Origin of the sequence: Deinococcus multiflagellatus, assembly GCF_020166415.1 — a bacterium.
In the GTDB taxonomy this organism is placed as follows: domain Bacteria; phylum Deinococcota; class Deinococci; order Deinococcales; family Deinococcaceae; genus Deinococcus; species Deinococcus multiflagellatus.
Genome location: NZ_JAIQXV010000025.1, coordinates 18626 through 35037 on the forward strand (window position 1 = coordinate 18626; position 16412 = coordinate 35037).

Annotated in this window: 15 protein-coding genes; 3 read left to right on the top strand and 12 right to left on the bottom strand. The window is 66.7% G+C overall.

The window, feature by feature from the left end:
* Window positions 1–19 precede the first annotated feature (19 nt).
* Window positions 20–226 carry an FmdB family zinc ribbon protein gene (locus tag K7W41_RS20915; protein WP_224612273.1) on the bottom strand — a complete coding sequence of 69 codons (207 nt, stop codon included), beginning with the start codon at window positions 224–226 and terminating at the stop codon, window positions 20–22.
* Window positions 227–734: 508 nt separating this feature from the next.
* Here K7W41_RS20915 and glmS point away from each other — a divergent pair.
* Entirely contained in the window at window positions 735–2555 is a 1821-nt protein-coding gene (gene glmS, locus K7W41_RS20920; protein WP_224612275.1) for a glutamine--fructose-6-phosphate transaminase (isomerizing), read from the top strand.
* Between the two features lie 70 nt (window positions 2556–2625).
* Entirely contained in the window at window positions 2626–3804 is a 1179-nt protein-coding gene (locus tag K7W41_RS20925; protein ID WP_224612277.1) for an HNH endonuclease, read from the top strand.
* A 68-nt stretch (window positions 3805–3872) separates the two neighbouring features.
* On the opposite strand, the gene K7W41_RS20930 is transcribed toward K7W41_RS20925, so the two are convergent.
* The 5 genes from K7W41_RS20930 to K7W41_RS20950 all read right to left on the bottom strand — a co-directional run bounded on the left by K7W41_RS20930 (window position 3873) and on the right by K7W41_RS20950 (window position 10273).
* The gene (locus K7W41_RS20930) at window positions 3873–4628 is read right to left on the bottom strand and encodes a hypothetical protein (protein ID WP_224612278.1); all 756 of its coding nucleotides are present in this window, start codon (window positions 4626–4628) and stop codon (window positions 3873–3875) included.
* Window positions 4629–4853: 225 nt separating this feature from the next.
* On the bottom strand, window positions 4854–6485 hold the full coding sequence (locus K7W41_RS20935) for a C1 family peptidase (protein ID WP_224612279.1): 1632 nt from the start codon (window positions 6483–6485) through the stop codon (window positions 4854–4856).
* 447 nt (window positions 6486–6932) lie between these two features.
* Window positions 6933–8336, bottom strand: coding sequence for a dihydrolipoyl dehydrogenase (gene lpdA, locus K7W41_RS20940; protein ID WP_224612280.1), 1404 nt, complete (start codon window positions 8334–8336; stop codon window positions 6933–6935).
* Between the two features lie 72 nt (window positions 8337–8408).
* Complete coding sequence (hemW, locus tag K7W41_RS20945; protein ID WP_224612281.1) at window positions 8409–9737, bottom strand: radical SAM family heme chaperone HemW; 1329 nt, start codon at window positions 9735–9737, stop codon at window positions 8409–8411.
* Window positions 9738–9787: 50 nt separating this feature from the next.
* On the bottom strand, window positions 9788–10273 hold the full coding sequence (locus K7W41_RS20950; protein ID WP_224612282.1) for a hypothetical protein: 486 nt from the start codon (window positions 10271–10273) through the stop codon (window positions 9788–9790).
* 44 nt (window positions 10274–10317) lie between these two features.
* Here K7W41_RS20950 and K7W41_RS20955 point away from each other — a divergent pair, with 44 nt between their 5' ends.
* Window positions 10318–10779 (top strand): hypothetical protein, encoded by a 462-nt coding sequence (locus tag K7W41_RS20955; protein ID WP_224612312.1) that lies wholly within the window; start codon window positions 10318–10320, stop codon window positions 10777–10779.
* Here K7W41_RS20955 and K7W41_RS20960 read toward each other — a convergent pair.
* The 6 genes from K7W41_RS20960 to K7W41_RS20985 form a co-directional block, all read right to left on the bottom strand.
* Window positions 10769–11191: a bleomycin resistance protein gene (locus K7W41_RS20960; protein WP_224612283.1), complete on the bottom strand. Its 423-nt coding sequence runs from the start codon at window positions 11189–11191 to the stop codon at window positions 10769–10771. The genes K7W41_RS20955 and K7W41_RS20960 overlap by 11 nt on opposite strands.
* 224 nt (window positions 11192–11415) lie before the next feature.
* Window positions 11416–11631 carry a hypothetical protein gene (locus K7W41_RS20965; protein WP_224612284.1) on the bottom strand — a complete coding sequence of 72 codons (216 nt, stop codon included), beginning with the start codon at window positions 11629–11631 and terminating at the stop codon, window positions 11416–11418.
* A gap of 412 nt (window positions 11632–12043) precedes the next feature.
* Window positions 12044–12958 carry an AEC family transporter gene (locus K7W41_RS20970; protein WP_224612286.1) on the bottom strand — a complete coding sequence of 305 codons (915 nt, stop codon included), beginning with the start codon at window positions 12956–12958 and terminating at the stop codon, window positions 12044–12046.
* Window positions 12959–13119: 161 nt separating this feature from the next.
* Entirely contained in the window at window positions 13120–13668 is a 549-nt protein-coding gene (locus tag K7W41_RS20975; RefSeq protein ID WP_224612287.1) for an SUKH-4 family immunity protein, read from the bottom strand.
* Window positions 13669–13938: 270 nt separating this feature from the next.
* The gene (locus K7W41_RS20980) at window positions 13939–15276 is read right to left on the bottom strand and encodes an AAA family ATPase (RefSeq protein WP_224612288.1); all 1338 of its coding nucleotides are present in this window, start codon (window positions 15274–15276) and stop codon (window positions 13939–13941) included.
* Between the two features lie 289 nt (window positions 15277–15565).
* Window positions 15566–16336 carry an AIM24 family protein gene (locus K7W41_RS20985; RefSeq protein WP_224612289.1) on the bottom strand — a complete coding sequence of 257 codons (771 nt, stop codon included), beginning with the start codon at window positions 16334–16336 and terminating at the stop codon, window positions 15566–15568.
* Window positions 16337–16412: the final 76 nt, after the last annotated feature.

Here is a 16412-nt window from a genome sequence, read left to right on the forward strand (position 1 = left end):
GTGGCGTCCAGGGCCCAGATCACTCGCCCCCGCCCCCGCTGCCCTCTTTGGGGCGCGAATCGGTGACATAAAAGCCGCTGCCCTTAAAGGCAATGCCGGGCCGGGCCAGCACGCGCTTGATCGGCGCGCCCGTATCGGGGTGCGCGGTGTAGGGCTCGTCGCGCATGCGCTGCTGCAGTTCGTAGATCTCGCCGGTCTGGGTGTTCTTGTAGAGATAGGTGGGCATGGTCTTTACCTTGATTTCGGGTTGTGGTGGCGGGGAGCGGTGCCCCCCCGGCGTTCGCGCCCCCATCCTAGCAAGTGCCCCGCTGCGCAGATGAAGGCGAAATGACCGGGTCTTGGGCCGGCATAGTCATGAGTGCTGTACTCACATGAGGCTAGGTAGGGGGGTGCTATGCTGCCGGGCGGACCGTTTGGTGTCCGGTCCACACCAACACAGGGCAGCGCAAGGCCCCCGGCAGCGGGGGAGACGAGGTGGAGGTTAGCGAAACGATCTGCGGATGCCTCCAGGTTCTTTGGCGTGCGAGCCTACCCGGTGCCCCCTTTCTTTGGGGGCGCGAATCTGCGGCCATAACCCCCGTGGCAACACAGGGACAAAGCCCAGAAGCATGCACAATCCAGACACCGGTACGGCGTGCGGTTGGCGAGTGGCCAATGGCAGATGGCGAATGGCTGTTTGGGCCTTTGCCCCTCTGCATGTGCCACCAGCCCTCTGGCCGCCACAAGGAGCCCCTATGTGCGGAATTGTTGGATACATTGGCCCCCGTCAGGCCCAGGACGTGCTGATCTCAGGCCTCGCCAAGCTGGAATACCGGGGCTACGACAGCGCCGGCATCGCCGTGTGCAGCGGCGAGCGCATTGACGTGAAGAAAAAGGCCGGCAAGCTGGCCAACTTAAGCACCCTGCTCGAAGGCCAGCCGCTGACCGGCACACTGGGTATCGGGCATACGCGCTGGGCCACCCACGGCCTGCCGAACGACACGAACGCCCACCCCCACGCCACCGAAGACGGCCGTATTGTGATCATCCACAACGGCATCATCGAGAACTACCTCTCGCTGAAAGAAGGCCTGATGGCCCGCGGCCACGAGTTCAAGAGCGAAACCGACAGTGAAGTGCTGGCCCACCTGATTGAAGAAGCCTACAGCGGCAACCTCGAAGAAGCCGTGCGCGCGGCCCTCTCGCAGGTGCGCGGCGCCTACGGCATCGTGGTGACGCACGTGGACCACCGCGAGATCGTGGCGGCCCGCACGGTCAGCCCCCTGGTGATGGGCGTGGGCGAGGGCGAGATGTTCCTGGCCAGCGACGTGCCCGCCCTGCTGGCCTACACCCGCAACATGGTGTTCCTGCACGACGGCGACATGGTGGTGCTCAGCGACGACGGCTTCCGCGTGACCGACCTGGCGGGCACCCCGCAGCAGCGCACCATCGAGCACATCGAATGGGACGCCGAGGCCGCCGAGAAGGGCGGGTACGACACCTACATGCTCAAGGAAATCTACGAGCAGCCCCAGGCCCTCACGAACACCCTGATTGGCCGCCTGCACGACGAAACCGGCGAGGTGAACCTGGACATCAACCTTGACCCCTCCTCGTTCAAGCGCATCTCGATCATTGCCTGCGGCACCGCCTTTTATGCCGGTCTGGTGGGCGAATACCTGATTGAGCAGCTCGCGCGCATTCCCGTGGAGTGCGACGTGGCCAGCGAATACCGCTACCGCGACCCCCTGGTCTCCGAGCACACCCTGGCGATTGTGGTCAGCCAGAGCGGCGAAACCATCGACACCCTGGAAGCCCTGCGCGAGGCCAAGAAGTTTGGCGCCCGGACCCTGGGTGTGATCAACGCCAAGGGCAGTTCCATGACCCGCGAACTGGACGACACCCTGTATATCCACGCGGGCCCGGAAATTGGCGTGGCGAGCACCAAGGCGTATACCAGCATGGTCAGCGCCTTCCTGCTGCTGGCGCTGTGGCTGGGCCGGGCGCGCGGAACGCTGAGCGCCGAGCAGGGCGCCGAACTGCTGCACGCCGCCCGCGAACTGCCCCGCCTGGTGGAAGAAGCCCTGGCCCCCGAGCGCGTGGCCCGCATCCAGGCAGTGGCCGAGAAGTACGCCATGGCCCGCGATTACCTGTTCCTGGGCCGCGGCGTGAACAGCCCCACCGCCTTTGAGGGCGCGCTGAAGCTCAAGGAGATCAGCTACATCCACGCCGAGGCCTACGCCGCTGGTGAGATGAAACACGGGCCCATCGCCCTGATTGACGAGCATATGCCCGTGGCCGTGATTGCCACCGAAAGCCGCCTGCTGGAAAAGACCATTTCCAACGTGCAGGAGGTGCGCGCCCGCGCTGGCAAGGTGATCCTGTTCCTCAGCGACGGCGACACGGAAAATGCCCGCCACGGCGACGACGTGATCTACGTGCCCCGCGCCCACGAGATGGTGAGCCCGGTGGTGAACGCCATTGCCATGCAGCTGCTGGCCTACTTCACCGCCACCGCGCTGGGCAAGGACGTGGATAAGCCGCGCAACCTCGCCAAGAGCGTGACGGTGGAGTAAGGGAGATTGAAAAAGGCGCGTCGAGTTCCGACGCGCCTTTTTCATTGCCAAACCGTAAGGTAAGGGCCTAATGGCGCAGGCTCTCCCGGATGTCAGCAAACTTATTCAGAGCATCCTACGGCATGACAAGAAGACCAATACGTTCAAAATGGCGCTGATACGTGCTTTGAATGACACTGCTCTTAACTTTGCGGCCTTACAGGGTAGAGGGCAGGGCATTGCCATTCCTACACGCGTCCTCGCGGAATATTGGGTGGGATACTACTGGCCGTTTATGGATGCTGAGCGCCCGGTTATGCAAGGGCCAAGAATTTTCCGAGCAGGCGTTCTGAGGCAGGACGTCGCTTTCCGAAAGGAACTAACCGAATTGAGGGAGCTTTGGCGGGCCTCTCTCTTTGGGTCTGACCGTCCCTCTGATGGCGTTGTGCTCGTCAGTGAAATGAAGGTCAATGCCCACGCTGGCGAGTACGGGCCGGAAATGCTGCGAAAGTACATCCAGGTTCTACGGGTGGTGGCGAAGTGTGTGGAGCAGCCGATTACTTACTCTGGCGGGGCAAGCAACCAATACGCTGTTTTTTCGCGTCAGAGATATTTGAGAGACCTACCCGCAGAGGTTGTGCCGCTGCCTGGAGCCAGGCCAGATGAACTTTGCATTGTTGTGCCAGATTGTATGTGGGAAGGGTTCAAATTCTACTCAATGTTCGTGGACGCGCTTTGCATCCACGAATGGAGCCTATTCACCGAGAACGTGACTCAGGTGGTGGAGGGCGTCAGCCGAGGCGGCGTCTATCAGGCACTGACTGACAGGCCTGATAATAGACGTCCTCTCACCTGGGAACGGAACCACATTGATCTCCTCCTCTTAGAAGGAGAAACCCTTCTCTGCTTCTGGACGAAGAGGCAGCTTCGTTTAGGTGCTTATGATGTTGACCACATCATTCCTGTCGCAACGTATCCAATCAATGAACTCTGGAATCTTGTTCCGTCTGAATCGAGGTTTAATCAGCATATTAAGCGAGCACTGATGCCTGCAGAGGAATGGCGCAGTACCCTGCCTCAACGGCTTGTGGAGATTTACTCGTTTTACCAGCGTAGCCCCGCATTGGGAGAAGCGCTAAGACAAGGTGCCAATTTGCGCTTTGCAAACGATCAGATTTCAAATTTGCCGAGTTTGGCCAATGCTGTCACAACGATGGTTTTCTCGGTGGCTGATTCAAAAAACACTCCTCGGTTCAAATATTTCTCCTGAATTCGCCAACAGCATCAGAAGTTAACAGGATGACCGCAATACAATCTTGCCTACTCAACCCCGCGCCCTCACTCTTCCAGCGCACCCGTCCCCAGCCCGGCCTCTTCCCATAAGTCCCGCCCGCCCCACGGGCCGCGAATGTCCAGCACGGCGAAGCGGGCGAACAGTTCCTCGCGGTACCACCCTTCGCGGTGGGTGCGGGCCATCACCTCGCGGTGCGCCGCGCCGCCGTAGGCAAACGCCTTCATGGCCTGCGCACTGCGCCACACGCTGAAGGTGGCCTGATGCAGCAGCGGCACCTCGCCCATGCCCACAGCGGCGATCAGGCCCGGCGTGCGGTCCAACTGGTGCTGCGAGGCCGGCACCGCGCGCCAGAACCGCACCAGCCGCGTGGGCCGAATGGCCGCGCGGGTGAGCACCGCCACCGGCCCGCCGGGGTCCGTCCCCCGGGCCGGCTCGCCCCCAAAAGGCTCGGCGCCGCCCCAGCGCCCCCGCCACCGCTCCGGGCGCAGCACGGCGGTGCAGCTCTCGGCGGCCAGCGCACGTTCCTGAGCCCGCCAGGCACTGGCTTCAAAAGCCTCAAGGTCGTCCAGGGAGGACCACACCGCAAAGCGCGCCCAGCGCCGCAGGTCGGCACTTAGGGTCAGCGCGCTGCCCTGGCCGGTGCCCAGCAGGCGGTAAAAGTGCAGACCCGGCACCTGCCGCAGCTGCCCGTGGTCCGACCCCATGCGCGACAGCCCCTGCCGCACAGCGCGGGGGGCGTAGGTGTTCAGGGTGAGGGTGGCCACCTGCGCGGCGGCTGGCCCTGGGGGGTGCGTGGCCATGCCGGGCGCTCCTTGGGGAAATGAATTGCCCTTCAGGATAGGCCCAGGCCGCAGCGGGGGTGAGGCGCGAGCTAAAGCCCCGTTGAGGAACAGGGAGAAGGGCCCCGGGGGGCCCCACGGGTGTCTTGGTGGCGCCGGCGCAGGGGCCAGGGGCCCTGTTCCACGAACAGAGCCCACGAACAGAGCTGGACGCTTGTGCGCCCAGCTCGCCTCAGTCGCCCGGTGTCAGAACCCGGCCATATCCGAGGCCACCGCATTGTTCGGAATGTTGTAGACCCCGTACACTTCCCGGTCCATGAAGGCGTCGGGCAGGTAGGCGTAGCCGCCGTCGCCAAAGCCGCAGCTCCAGGAGTTCTTGATCACGAAGTACCCGGTGGGCAGGGCAAGCTTCACGCTCACCAGACCGCCGATCTTGGCGTCGTAGGTCTGCATGCCGGTGTTGATGTACCCCACCACATGAACCGCGTGTCCGCCGCGCACCTTGCCGCCCATCAGGCCCAGGTTCGGCAGGCCGTTGGCGCCAATGGCGTCAAAGGCGGGATCAACATTGAAGCCCAGAATCAGCTGGTCGCCCCGGTCAATCATCTGGCGCAGCATGGCGCGGCGGTAGGCGCGGGCGGCGTCGCCACTGCCCAGGAAGTTGCTGGCCAGGGCCACCCAGACTTCGCTGCCCTGCGTGGCGCGGAAGTTAAAGGCGGCGTTTGGCGCAATGTCCCATTCCGGCTTCCAGGCGCAGTTGTTGGTGCCGCCCTGGCAGACCAGCTGCGCCTGCGCGGTGGTGTCGCTGCACGCCTGATTCGCGTAGTTCAGGCAGGAGTTTTTGAATTCCGTGATGGGTTTGGTGATGTCGGCGGGAATGCGGACACGGCTGCGCGAGGGGTTGTACTTCCAGCGCACCTCGGTGGGGATCATGCGCGCCTTGCCAATGATGTCGTTGAAATCGCCCCAGCCGGCGCCGTCACCCAGCACGCCGTCATCGCCGCGCAGCCAGTAGTAGGCGTACTGCTCGCTGAGGTTAAACGCCCCCTTGTTGCGCCGGGCGATCAGGGTTTCCAGCGCCGAAACGTAGGCAAACGCCATGCAGGTGCCGCGTGCGCCCTGGTCCTTGATGGTGGTGATCTGGTTGATGGCGTTGCCGCGCATCTGGCTGAACAGGGCGTTGGTGGGCGTAAAACGGCACGCACCGTCGCTGGGATTGTTCACGAAGCCGCCGCCCAGTTCGTCCTGGGGCTGGGAGGGCTTGGGGGGCGCGGCTTTGACGAGGTCCACGACGGGCACGGTGATGCGGACATTCGGGGCGATGTTCACCGCGCGCACCGACTCCGGTGCCAGGAATTCACGCGGCACCGGGTTCTGCTCGCTCAGGCCGAACGATTTCAGGATGGCGGCGCGGTTGGCGGCGGCGCTGGCCTCGGCCTGGGCGACGCTCAGGGCCACCGTGTCCTGACCGTACAGCAGCACAGGTTTGACTTCCCCGGTGCGGAGGGTGACGGTGGAGGGAACCGTCAGGCCCCGGGGCAGGGCCAGGGCGGCGCGGGCCACGTCTGCGCGCAGGTCGGCGGCCCCCTGCAGGTTCCGGACAAGGTCCACGCTGCGGTTGATCTCGGCGTCGCGGGCCTGAATGCGCGCGGGCAGGTCCTGCAGGTTCAGCTGCAGCACGTTCGGGGCCTGCAGCGTCTGCTGAAACACGGTGGGCGCCACGCGCAGCACATTCAGGTCCAGGTTCGCAATCTTGATGGGCTGCAGCTGCAGGCCCGAGAGGTTCACGGTGTTCTGGGCCTGCGCCCCCCCAAACAGGGCGGCGCTGAGGGCCAGCAGGGCGGCGGCGGGGCGGGCGGCGCGGGACAGGGTGGGCATGGTGGTCTCCTCCTGGGGGGACACGAAAGGGGGCGGGGTGGGTCTTCAGTACACGGCGCCGAGCGTTGCGTGGGCGTTGCGCGCCCGTGGGCCCTGCGGTCTTTCCGTGCACGCAGTTCAGCACCCGGGGCGTGATCAGGGCGTGATCGGGCAGATGGTGGATGGTCGATGGCAGATGGCATAGGGCCTGCGAGGGGGTCTGGGGCGGTGGGGGTGGAGCGGGGTGCGAAGGGTCGAGAGGTCGAGGGGACCCCGGCGGGAGTGGGACTCCTGGTCTGGATCGTGGGCGGGGTGCGAAGGGTCGAGAGGTCGAGGGTCAAGAGGTCGAGGGGGGGGCGCGCAATCCCCTTCTCGACCTCTCGACGCCTCGACGTCTCGACCTTCTCTCCTCACCAACAAAAAGCCCCCAGGGCAGCGCCTGGGGACCACCGGGGGGGGCCTGAGCCCTTAGCGGTTCATGATGTGAATGGCCTGCTTATGCACCGCCTCGGCGGCTTCCAGCACGCTTTCGCCCAGGGTGGGGTGGGCGTGGATGGTCAGGGCGATGTCGCTGGCGGTGGCGGCCATTTCCAGGGCCAGGCCAGCCTCGCCCAACATGTCGCTGGCGTGGGGGCCCACGATGTGCACGCCCAGCAGCAGGTCGGTGTCTTTTTCCACGACCATCTTCACGAAGCCGTCGGTCTGTTGCAGGGTCATGGCGCGGCCCGAGGCCGACAGGGGGAACACGCCGGTCTTAATCTCGTAGCCCTTGTCCTTGGCTTCCTGCTCGGTCAGGCCCACCCAGGCCAGTTCGGGGCTGGTGTACACCACGCCGGGAATCGCCACGGCGTCCTGCTCGGCGGGTTTGCCGGCAATCACCTCGGCGGCCACCAGCCCTTCTTTCATGGCCTTGTGCGCCAGCATAGGGTTACTCGCCACGTCGCCAATGGAATAGATGTGCGGCACGTTCGTGCGCTGCTGGCGGTCAGCGGGAATAAAGCCGCGCTCGTTCACAACCACGCCCGCCGCCTGGGCGTTCAGGCCGTCGGTGCGGGGGCGGCGGCCCACGGCCACCAGCACGCGGTCAAAGACCTCCACCGTCTTGGTGCCGGTCTTCACGTCTTCCAGTTCCACGTGAATGCCGTCGGCTTTCTTCTCGGCCTTGTTGGCCTTGGTCTGCACGGCAATCTCGATGCCCTGCTTTTTCATGGCCTTCTGAAATTCCTTCACCGCGTCGGCGTCGGCGCCCGGGATGATGTTGGGCAGGAATTCAATCACTTTGACCTTGCTGCCCATGTTCGTGTACACATGCGCGAACTCAAAGCCGATCACGCCGCCGCCCACGCACAGCATCCGCGCGGGCACGGGGTCGGGCATCACCAGGGCGCCGGTGGAGTCCACGATCTGCACCTGGTCCACCTCCAGCCCCGGCAGCTTGGCCGGCTCGGAGCCGGTGGCGATGATGATGCTGCCGGCGGTCACGGTCTTGTCGCCCACCTGCACGGTGTGGTCATCCACGAAGCTGGCCTGCCCTTGCAGATGCGTGACCTTGTTCGCCTTGAACAGCGAGCCCACGCCCCCGGTCAACTTCTTCACGATGCCGTCTTTCCAGCCGTTGAGCTTGGCGATGTCCATCTTCTGCTCGCCAAAGGTCAGGCCGAAATCGGCGGCGTGCCGCGCGGCGGCAATCTGCTCACCCGCGTGCAGCAGCGCCTTGGTGGGAATGCAGCCCACGTTCAGGCATACGCCACCCACCGCTTCACGTTCGGCGCAGGCCACCTTCAGCCCCAGCTGCGCGGCGCGGATCGCGGCGTGGTAGCCGCCGGGCCCCGCACCGATCACAAGCACGTCGTAGTCAAAGGATTTCGTCATGCGGTCAGTCTAGCGCCCCCACCACCCACCTGCCCGCATAGCTGGACGCGGCCGATTCACAATTCCGGCTGGTCAGTGCCCGCCCGGCGCGGCGTCCAGAAAGTCGGTGACCACGCGGTTGAGCACCCACCAGCCCTGTGGGGTGGCGCGGAGTTGGTGGCCCTCCAGTTGTAGCAGCCCCCCCGCCACGTTCTCGGCAATAGGCGCCGCGTACACCCCAGCCACGTCCACTCCGCTGCGCCGCGACAGGTCCGCCAGATCCAGCCCCGCCCTGAGCCGCAGCCCCATAAACAGCGCGTCTGTAACGTAGTCGTGCGGAAAGATCGCTTCGGCCTCGCCCGCCTCACCTGTCAGCCACTCGTGCAGGTGCGGATTCGTGCGCCGGAAGGTGAGGGGGGGGTGGGGTGTAGGAAGTGGGAAGTGGGCAGTGGGAAGTGGGGTGTGGGCCGTGGGTAGTGGAGCGCCCTGCGCCGCCTTGTCCTGCCCTTCGCCATCGGCCATCGGCCATCCGCCATCCGCGCCCTTTCCATCAACCATCGACCATCGACCATCACCACCCGGCAAAGCCGGATAGTGCCCCGCCCCCCCCGGCCCCAGCCCCAGGTACGTGCGGCCGTGCCAGTAGGCGAGGTTGTGCTGCGACTCCTGCCCCGGGCGGGCGTAGTTGCTGATCTCGTAGCGGGTGAAGCCGGCCGCCGTCAGCAGCGCCTCGGTGCGCTCGAAACCGCGCCGCTCGTCGTCCTCGTGCACGGTGACGCCCCGGCGGGCGAACTCGGTGCCGGGCTCAATGGTCAGGGTGTAGGCGCTCACATGGCCCACGCCCAGGGCCAGCAGGCCGTGAATATCGTCGTCCAGTGGCTGGCCCGGCACCGCCGTGATCAGGTCGCCGCTCACGCGCAGGCCGCGCGCCACCAGGGTGCGCACGGCGTCGGCGGCCTGGGCGGCGGTGTGCTGGCGGCCCAGAAAGGTCAGGGTGGGGTCGTGCAGGCTCTGCACCCCCACGCTGGCGCGGTCAAAGCCCAGGGTCTGCCAGTGGGCGGCGCGCGCCGGGCTGACGGTGCCCGGGTTCACCTCCAGGGTGTTTTCCCTGCGGCCCCAGCCCAGCCTGGTCTGCACGCTGCTCACCAGGGCCTGCAGTTCGTCGTCGCGCAGAAAACTGGGGGTGCCGCCGCCCAGATACACGGTGTCCAGGTCCACGGCGTAGGTCTGCGCCAGCTGCGCGGCCTCCTCGTCCAGCCGCGCCAGATACCGCTCCACCAGCCCGGCGCGGCGCGTCAGAACATGAAAGTCGCAGTAGGGGCAGATGGTGGGGCAAAACGGCACATGCACGTACAGGTGCCGCACCACCGGGTCGAGGCGGCTGGGGCCGGAATGGGCAGGGCTGGTGCCGGGCGAACTCACGCGCGGCAGTGTAGAGCGGCCCAGGGCGGGGAACTGTTCTGCGGCGCCGCTCAGCGGCCGTGGGGCGTGCGGTCCATCCAGGCGGTCAGGGCCTGGGCCACACCCTCTGGGGCGGCCACCACCACGGGCAGCCCCAGCGAGGCCACCGCGCCCGCCGCCGCGCACTCGCCCTGCGGCGCATTCAGGCCGTCTTCGCCGCTCCAGGCGGGAAAAGCGCCACCCTCGCGGTAGTGCAGGGCGTCACCTGCGACCTCGTGGTCGGGCACGGTCACGGCGGGCCCACCCGAGAGGGCCTGCGGGGCCACCACCACCACGCCCCGGGGGCGCTCCTCGCGCAGGGCGGCCAGCAGCGGGGTCAGGCCGTCGTGCACCAGCAGGGCCACGCGGCCCTTGCCGTCCAGGTGTTCAAGCTGGGCCGCCAGCGGCGCGGCCAGTTCGGGCGGGGTGGCCACCAGCCACCCGTGCCCCCCGGCCCGCCCCTCGAACAGGGCGCGGGCGCTGCCATACACGTCAGACCAGGTGCGGGTGTGCTGCATGTGGGCAGGATAGCGGGCCCCCGCGCACAGGGCACACTGAAGGCATGACCCCGACCGACCCCCATCCGCTGGACGCCCCCAAACGCGACGCGGCCACCGCCGACCTGCCGGCCGTGCGCCGTGGCCTGGAGGGGCTCCCGGCCGCTCCCCTGGACCCCCACGGCTGGGCCGCCGGCGCCGAGGACACCCTGCGCGCCGTGATCGGCATGGAGCGCAAGGCCCAGATGGAAATGCGCATTGGCCTCGAAGGCCACCTGGACGGCCTGCCCCTGCGCCGCACCGCCCCACTGGCAGACATGCCCCTGCCCGAATTGCTGCGCGAACACCGCGAAGGCCGCGCCATGCTGCTGCGCGTGCTGGACCGCCTGCTGGCGGTGGGAGAGAAGACCGAGGTGCGCGCCTGGACCTACGGTGAAGAGGTGCCGCCCGCCGTGTACCTGCTGGCCCTGCGGGGGCGTCTGGAGCGGCTCTCGGGGCTTATTGCCGCCCAGCGGCTCAGTCCGTGAAGCGCAGGAGATAGCCGTCGGGGTCCTGCACCAACAGCTGGCGGACCGTGTGCAGCGTTTCTCCCTCGGCATAGGTGGCGGTGTGCAGCGGCCGGAACAGCGGATACCCGGCGCCCTGCAAGCGGGCGTGCAGCGCGTCAAGATCCGGGGCCACGATCTGAAAGTTGAGGCCACGCCCATAGGGCCGTTCCAGGGGCCCCGTGGCCCAGCCCGCTTCGGGGCCGGCCTGTTCCAGCATCCACTGCACGCGGCCCAGGCTCAGGTAAGCAAACCCGGGCCGCGTGTAGTGCAGCGTGAAGCCGAACAGACGCGTGTAGACGTCCAGGCTCTGGGTCAGGTTCTGCACGGTCAATTCGGGCACCAGCGGCGCCCACTCGGTCACTGGCACCAGGGAGACGTCTTCGGCACTCATGCCTGTACCCTACGGCGGTGGACCGGGGGCCGTCATGCCAGCCGCTGACCTTTTACGCCCCCCGGCGGTGCGGTTTTGGCATCCTGACCTTGACCCGGCCGGTGCGCCCGCCATTGCAGCGGCTGCCGTACTTCACTCGCCATTCCACCTTCGCCTGCCGGACACTCCGAAAGCCAGGGATTCGCATTGCCCTCAGTGTGTACCGGAACTCTGACAGGAGGCTGTCAGGGCCTAGAGGAAATCAAAAGGGTGGAAATCAAAAGAGTGGGAACCAAAAGAAAAAAGCCGCCTTCTTCGGCGGTGATAAGAACAACATAGCGCGGTATGCAGCCCCGGTCAAGCACGATCAGGGAAGAGGAAAAAAGGCGGCTGGGTGCGGCGCAAAAGGAAACCAGGACCGACTGACTATGCAGCGTGGTGGCGCCGGCATCTTCCTGCACAGATGAGGGCACGGACCAGCGAGCCCAAAAACAAAAAAGCCGCCCTTCGCGGACGGTGATAAAGACAAGATAGCGTGGTATGCAGGCGGGGTCAAGGGCCCGAATTGGATCAGGAAAACAGAGTGTGGGCGCGGTTTTTCGGCCGCGCAGGCGTGCGAGGAATGTATACGCGCTGCTGCGTGGCCCATCTCCTCGGTTGCCGCATCAAAAAGACGGGCAAATCCAGGGAATCTCTGGCTTCTGTCAGGAGGAGCAGTGGTCCTCTCCCAGACCCACAACAAAAAAGCCGCCCTTCGCGGACGGTGATAGAACCAAGATAGCGTGGTATGCAGCCGGCGTCAAGTTCAGCAGGTCGGTCGGAAAAAGGCCGTGCAGCACAGCGCCCCCGGGCACGACCCCCAGGCTCGCCTATTCAGGTCAGGGCCGGCAGCAGACTGACCACCGCCGCGATGGTCGGCACACTGAGCACGGAACTGAAAAAGGCGGTGCGGGCCACGGTGTCGGCGTCGCCGCCGTACTCGCGGGCAATCAGCAGGGCGTTGACCGCTGTGGGCATGCTGGCCGAGAGCACCAGCACCGCCAGGGCCGGCCCACCCAGGCCGCACAGCAGCCCGGCGCCCAGGCCCAGCAGCGGGCCCCCCAGCAGGCGCGCGGCGGTGGCCAGGGCCACCCGCAGGTCCAGGCGGGGCCAGCCAGCAGCCCCCAGTTGCAGGCCCAGCGACAGCAGCACCACTGGCAGGGTGGCCTGGGCCAGCAGTTCCACCCCGCGCATCAGCCCGGCGGGCAGGTGAAGGTGCAGGGCCCGCAGCAGCAGGCCTGCGCCCACCATCCACACGGCGGGCAGGCGCACCATGTTCAGCAGCAGGGCCGCGCCGGCCCGGGGCTGGCCGGGCACCCCGGCGCTGTACACCACGGGCGCCACCAGATACATGCCCACAAAGGACATCAGAAACAGCAGCGTGGCCTGGGCAAAACCCGTCTTGCCAAAGGCGAACAGGGCGATAGGCAGGCCCATGTTGCCGCTGTTCCAGATCGCCACGCTGGCCATCAGGCTGCGCTGTTCCGGCACCGGGCGGCCCAGCCCGCACAGCCACCCCAGGCCCAGGCAGCCCGCCACCGTCAGGGCGTAGGCTGCGCCCAGCGCCAGGGTTTCGCCCGCCTGCACCGGGGTGGTCAGCAGCACCTCCAGCACCAGCGCCGGCGAGAGCAGATACAGCGTGATGCGCGCCACCGTGGCCTGATCAATGGGCAACCGGGCGGAGAGCAGGCCGCCCAGCCCGGCCACCAGCAGCACGGGCAGCAACACATCGCTCAGCGCCTGCCACACAGGGGCCCATGCTGGCACGGGCGGGCAGGGCCCGGGGCCGGCCCGTGCAGGCAGGTGGGGTGGGGGCAGCCTGGACGACCCTTCAGAACAATTGTGGAGTCGTGAGGAAAGTGGAGTGAGGCGCATCGATTTGAGTCGCCCTGGTGTAAGGCGAACTGAGTTCAGATCACGCCAAACTCCACCTCTTCCACGACATATCCCCATAGGCTGACGTCCTCGCCTTGGGTTGATGCATCCAGGGCTAAAGGATCAATGGCATTCAGGCGTTCGCGCAAGTGATCGGCGCGTGCACGGGTCGCCGGCGTGCCCGGCAGGTCGTCAGTGCCCGGCTCATCTTCCTCAGTGCTTAGGGGGCGAGCGACGAACTCACGATGATACATAGCCATGCAACACAACAAGGCTTCGAGCGAGGTGTTGATGAAGGTCAGGCCTGCGTCATCTCCCGCCCAGATATGACCAGTATGCGCCTCAAGTAGGACAGCCACACCAGCGTCCGTTTCCCCAATGCAGATCCCGTGAAGATCACCGACCTGGATGGAGTAGAACGCCTCAGCGGCGTAAAACCGAATGACGAGATTGCCACCATCCGTCGCGGTGGTTGGGAGCCCTACCTGCGTCAGAAAGACCGCATTCTCCTTCTCAAGTGTCCACGGCGTTAAAGTGGTGGGCTCATAGAGGCGCAGCGCCTGTCCCCACTCGGCGCGAATCAACCTCTGGCACTCATTCACGCTGCAAGCTTACCGGCTGACAGCTTGCCAAGCATTGCAGATGAGCGTGATTCTGTGAGAGGTGGCGCCCACATGAGCTGGCGCTGACAACACGGCTATCTGTCAGGCACCAATGGGAAATGCAGACCGGAGCGCGGTCTGCAAAGTATCGTGCAGGTGTCTGCTCTGGGTTTGTTTTATCGCGCAATACCGTGCACGAGCCGACCTTCTATGCTCTTGAGTGGTTTGGTAGGCAGGTGGGGGTGGCCGGCTTCAGCTGGCGGCCAGCAGCAGGCGCGTGGGGCAGGGGGTGCCCACCAGCGCAGGCCAGTCGCGCCCCACCGCCGCTTCGTCGTGGCGGCGCTCCAGCAGGTATTCCTGCACGCGGGCCATGCTCAGCAGGCCGCCCGGCACCCCCGCGCTCAGGGCCTGCACCTGCGCGTCGGTCCAGGCCGGCCAGAAGCGGCGCAGCATTCCGGCCACCTGGTCGGGCGTGGCGTTGCCTAAGGGCAGGTGCCGGTCGGCGCGGCCCGGGCGGATCAGGGCGGGGTCCAGCCCCGACAGGTGGTTGGTGGTCATGAAGGTCACGCGGCCCTCGCCCGCCGCCACACCGTCCAGGGCATTGAGCAGGCCGTTGAAGGACAGCTTCACGGCCGGCGAGCGGGGCTCGCGGCCCACGAAGACGGCGTCAATGTCTTCCAGCAGCAGCAGGGCGCGCCGGGGCAGGTTGCCCAGCAGCGTGTTCAGGCGGTCATCGGTCAGTTCGGGGGCGGCCAGATTCAGCACGCACACGTTCAGGCCGTAAGCGCCGGCCAGCGCCGCCACAAGGCTGCTTTTGCCGTTGCCGGGCGGGCCGTGCAGCAGGTAGCCCCGGCGGTAGGGAATGCCCATGTCCGCGTACCAGTCGCGGTCCTGAAAAAAGGCGTCCAGATCGCTGCGCAGCGTGTCCAGTACGCCGGCGCTGTAGATCAGGCTGGACAGCGGGCGTGCCGGGCGGCGTTCGGCCAGGGACCAGCTGTCGTAACTGGGCACGTGGATCTCGATGCGGCCGTCGCCCCGGCCGGCGGTGGCCTCGTAGGCTTCGCGCAGCAGCTCGGCCACCACCGGGCGGGCGCGGCTGAGCATGCGAAAGGTGAGGTTGTGGTCAAAGCCCCCGCTGGCGCGGCCCGGCAACTGGCGCTGGGTGCGGCTGGGGCGGGCCAGCAGCCAGTGACCCCGGTAGCGCAGCAGCACCTGTCCGCTCAGAGGCACCAGCCGCACGTTCACCTCGTCGCCGTCGCGGTCCAGGCCCAGGCACAGGTTCTGGCCGCCCATCTGCTCGTTAAAGCGGGTCACCACGCCCAGGTGGCGCAGGTGCACGCCCACCGGCTGCGCGGCCAGCCACGCCGCCAGCCAGGGAAACGCGGCGTCGTCGCCCTGCACTTCCAGCGTGAGGGTCGCCCGGCCCTTGAGCCAGCTCCAGAGCTGCGCGGGCAGCGTGCGGGCCTGCACGGCCAGCGCGCTGAGCACGGCAATCAGCAGGCCGCCCTGGGCCAGTTCGTTGTGGGTGAGGGTGTGGCGGACGGCGGCCTCCAGCTCACGCCAGAGGGTCAGGGGATCAGGAATGGTCATGGGGGGTTTCCGCAGGAGCGTGGGGCGGCCGACCTTCCGGGAAGCAGAAGGTGCGTACTGGGGGCCGCGCAGGACACGGGGGCGGGCCCGGTTGCCCGCCGCAGGTACCGGCGCCGCTGCTGGCAGCGCTGGCTGTGTCCTCAGCATAGGCGGCCCAGGGCGCGGCCTCCTGCGCCAAATGGCCCAAGGCCCACCTGACCGAGTGGCGGGTGGGCGGGTGCCAGCAACCGGCCGCGCCCCTCTTTCCAGGGCGCGGCCGATCTGGGAACAGCGGCTTGAGGGCTGGGGCCTAGCTCAGGTGAATGGGCAGGGTGGGGGCCAGCCACACGCGGCCGGTGCCCCGATAAGCCTGCACAAACCCTTCGCCGGTCTTGCCACTGCCCAGCAGGCCCCGGGCGCTGCGCTCCACCTTGAACTCCAGGCCGTCGGTGTAGGCCACCACCAGATTGCCGTCCACCTTCAGGGTCTCGCCGCGCAGTTCCAGCACCTGAAATTCTTCGGGCGGCACCGGGCTTTGCAGAGCAAAGATGCCGCTGCCCGTCAGCTTGGGCTGCACGCGGCCCTCGCCGCTGCCCACCGCCTGGGCAAAGCCGTGGTTCACATGCCGCCCCACCGTCAGGTCGCCCACACAAGCCACGAAGGCGCCGTCATCCACGATCAGGCTCTCGCCGCGCAGTTCGCCCAGCAGCAGGTGCAGGCGGGTGGGTTCGGTAAACAGCGTGCCGCTGCCCTTGTAGGCGGTTTTGTACATGCCTTCGCCCGTGGCCGCCGCCGTCACCGCCCCGCGCAGAAAGCCGCCCAGGCCGCCGCCACTGCCGCTGGCGCTGACCGCCTGCATCTCCAGTTCGCCGCGCAGGTACTGCAGGGCGCCGGGTTCCAGCACCGCCTGCCCGCCGCCCACATGCACTGCCAGCTGCCGCCAGCGCCGGGGGCGCGATAAGGACTGGTGGTAGCCGCTGAGGGGCGCTTCCATAGGTGCGGCGCTGTACTCAATAACTTCCAGCTTGTGGCCGTGGGCGCTCAGTTCGCGTTCGGTGCTGCCGGTCCAGGTAAAGTCCATGTGGGCGGGTACGAGGAAGATAGTCCAATCGTTCCCAGGGTCACCATGCCCCGGCGTGGTGCTGGCCCGAGGGCCC

Bases quoted from the DNA above. Each gene is read 5' to 3' on its own strand.
- K7W41_RS20915 (WP_224612273.1), bottom strand. From the start codon at position 226: ATGCCCACCTATCTCTACAAGAACACCCAGACCGGCGAGATCTACGAA.
- glmS (WP_224612275.1), top strand. From the start codon at position 735: ATGTGCGGAATTGTTGGATACATTGGCCCCCGTCAGGCCCAGGACGTG.
- K7W41_RS20925 (WP_224612277.1), top strand. From the start codon at position 2,626: ATGGCGCAGGCTCTCCCGGATGTCAGCAAACTTATTCAGAGCATCCTA.
- K7W41_RS20930 (WP_224612278.1), bottom strand. From the start codon at position 4,628: ATGGCCACGCACCCCCCAGGGCCAGCCGCCGCGCAGGTGGCCACCCTC.
- K7W41_RS20935 (WP_224612279.1), bottom strand. From the start codon at position 6,485: ATGCCCACCCTGTCCCGCGCCGCCCGCCCCGCCGCCGCCCTGCTGGCC.
- lpdA (WP_224612280.1), bottom strand. From the start codon at position 8,336: ATGACGAAATCCTTTGACTACGACGTGCTTGTGATCGGTGCGGGGCCC.
- K7W41_RS20950 (WP_224612282.1), bottom strand. From the start codon at position 10,273: ATGCAGCACACCCGCACCTGGTCTGACGTGTATGGCAGCGCCCGCGCC.
- K7W41_RS20955 (WP_224612312.1), top strand. From the start codon at position 10,318: ATGACCCCGACCGACCCCCATCCGCTGGACGCCCCCAAACGCGACGCG.
- K7W41_RS20960 (WP_224612283.1), bottom strand. From the start codon at position 11,191: ATGAGTGCCGAAGACGTCTCCCTGGTGCCAGTGACCGAGTGGGCGCCG.
- K7W41_RS20980 (WP_224612288.1), bottom strand. From the start codon at position 15,276: ATGACCATTCCTGATCCCCTGACCCTCTGGCGTGAGCTGGAGGCCGCC.
- K7W41_RS20985 (WP_224612289.1), bottom strand. From the start codon at position 16,336: ATGGACTTTACCTGGACCGGCAGCACCGAACGCGAACTGAGCGCCCAC.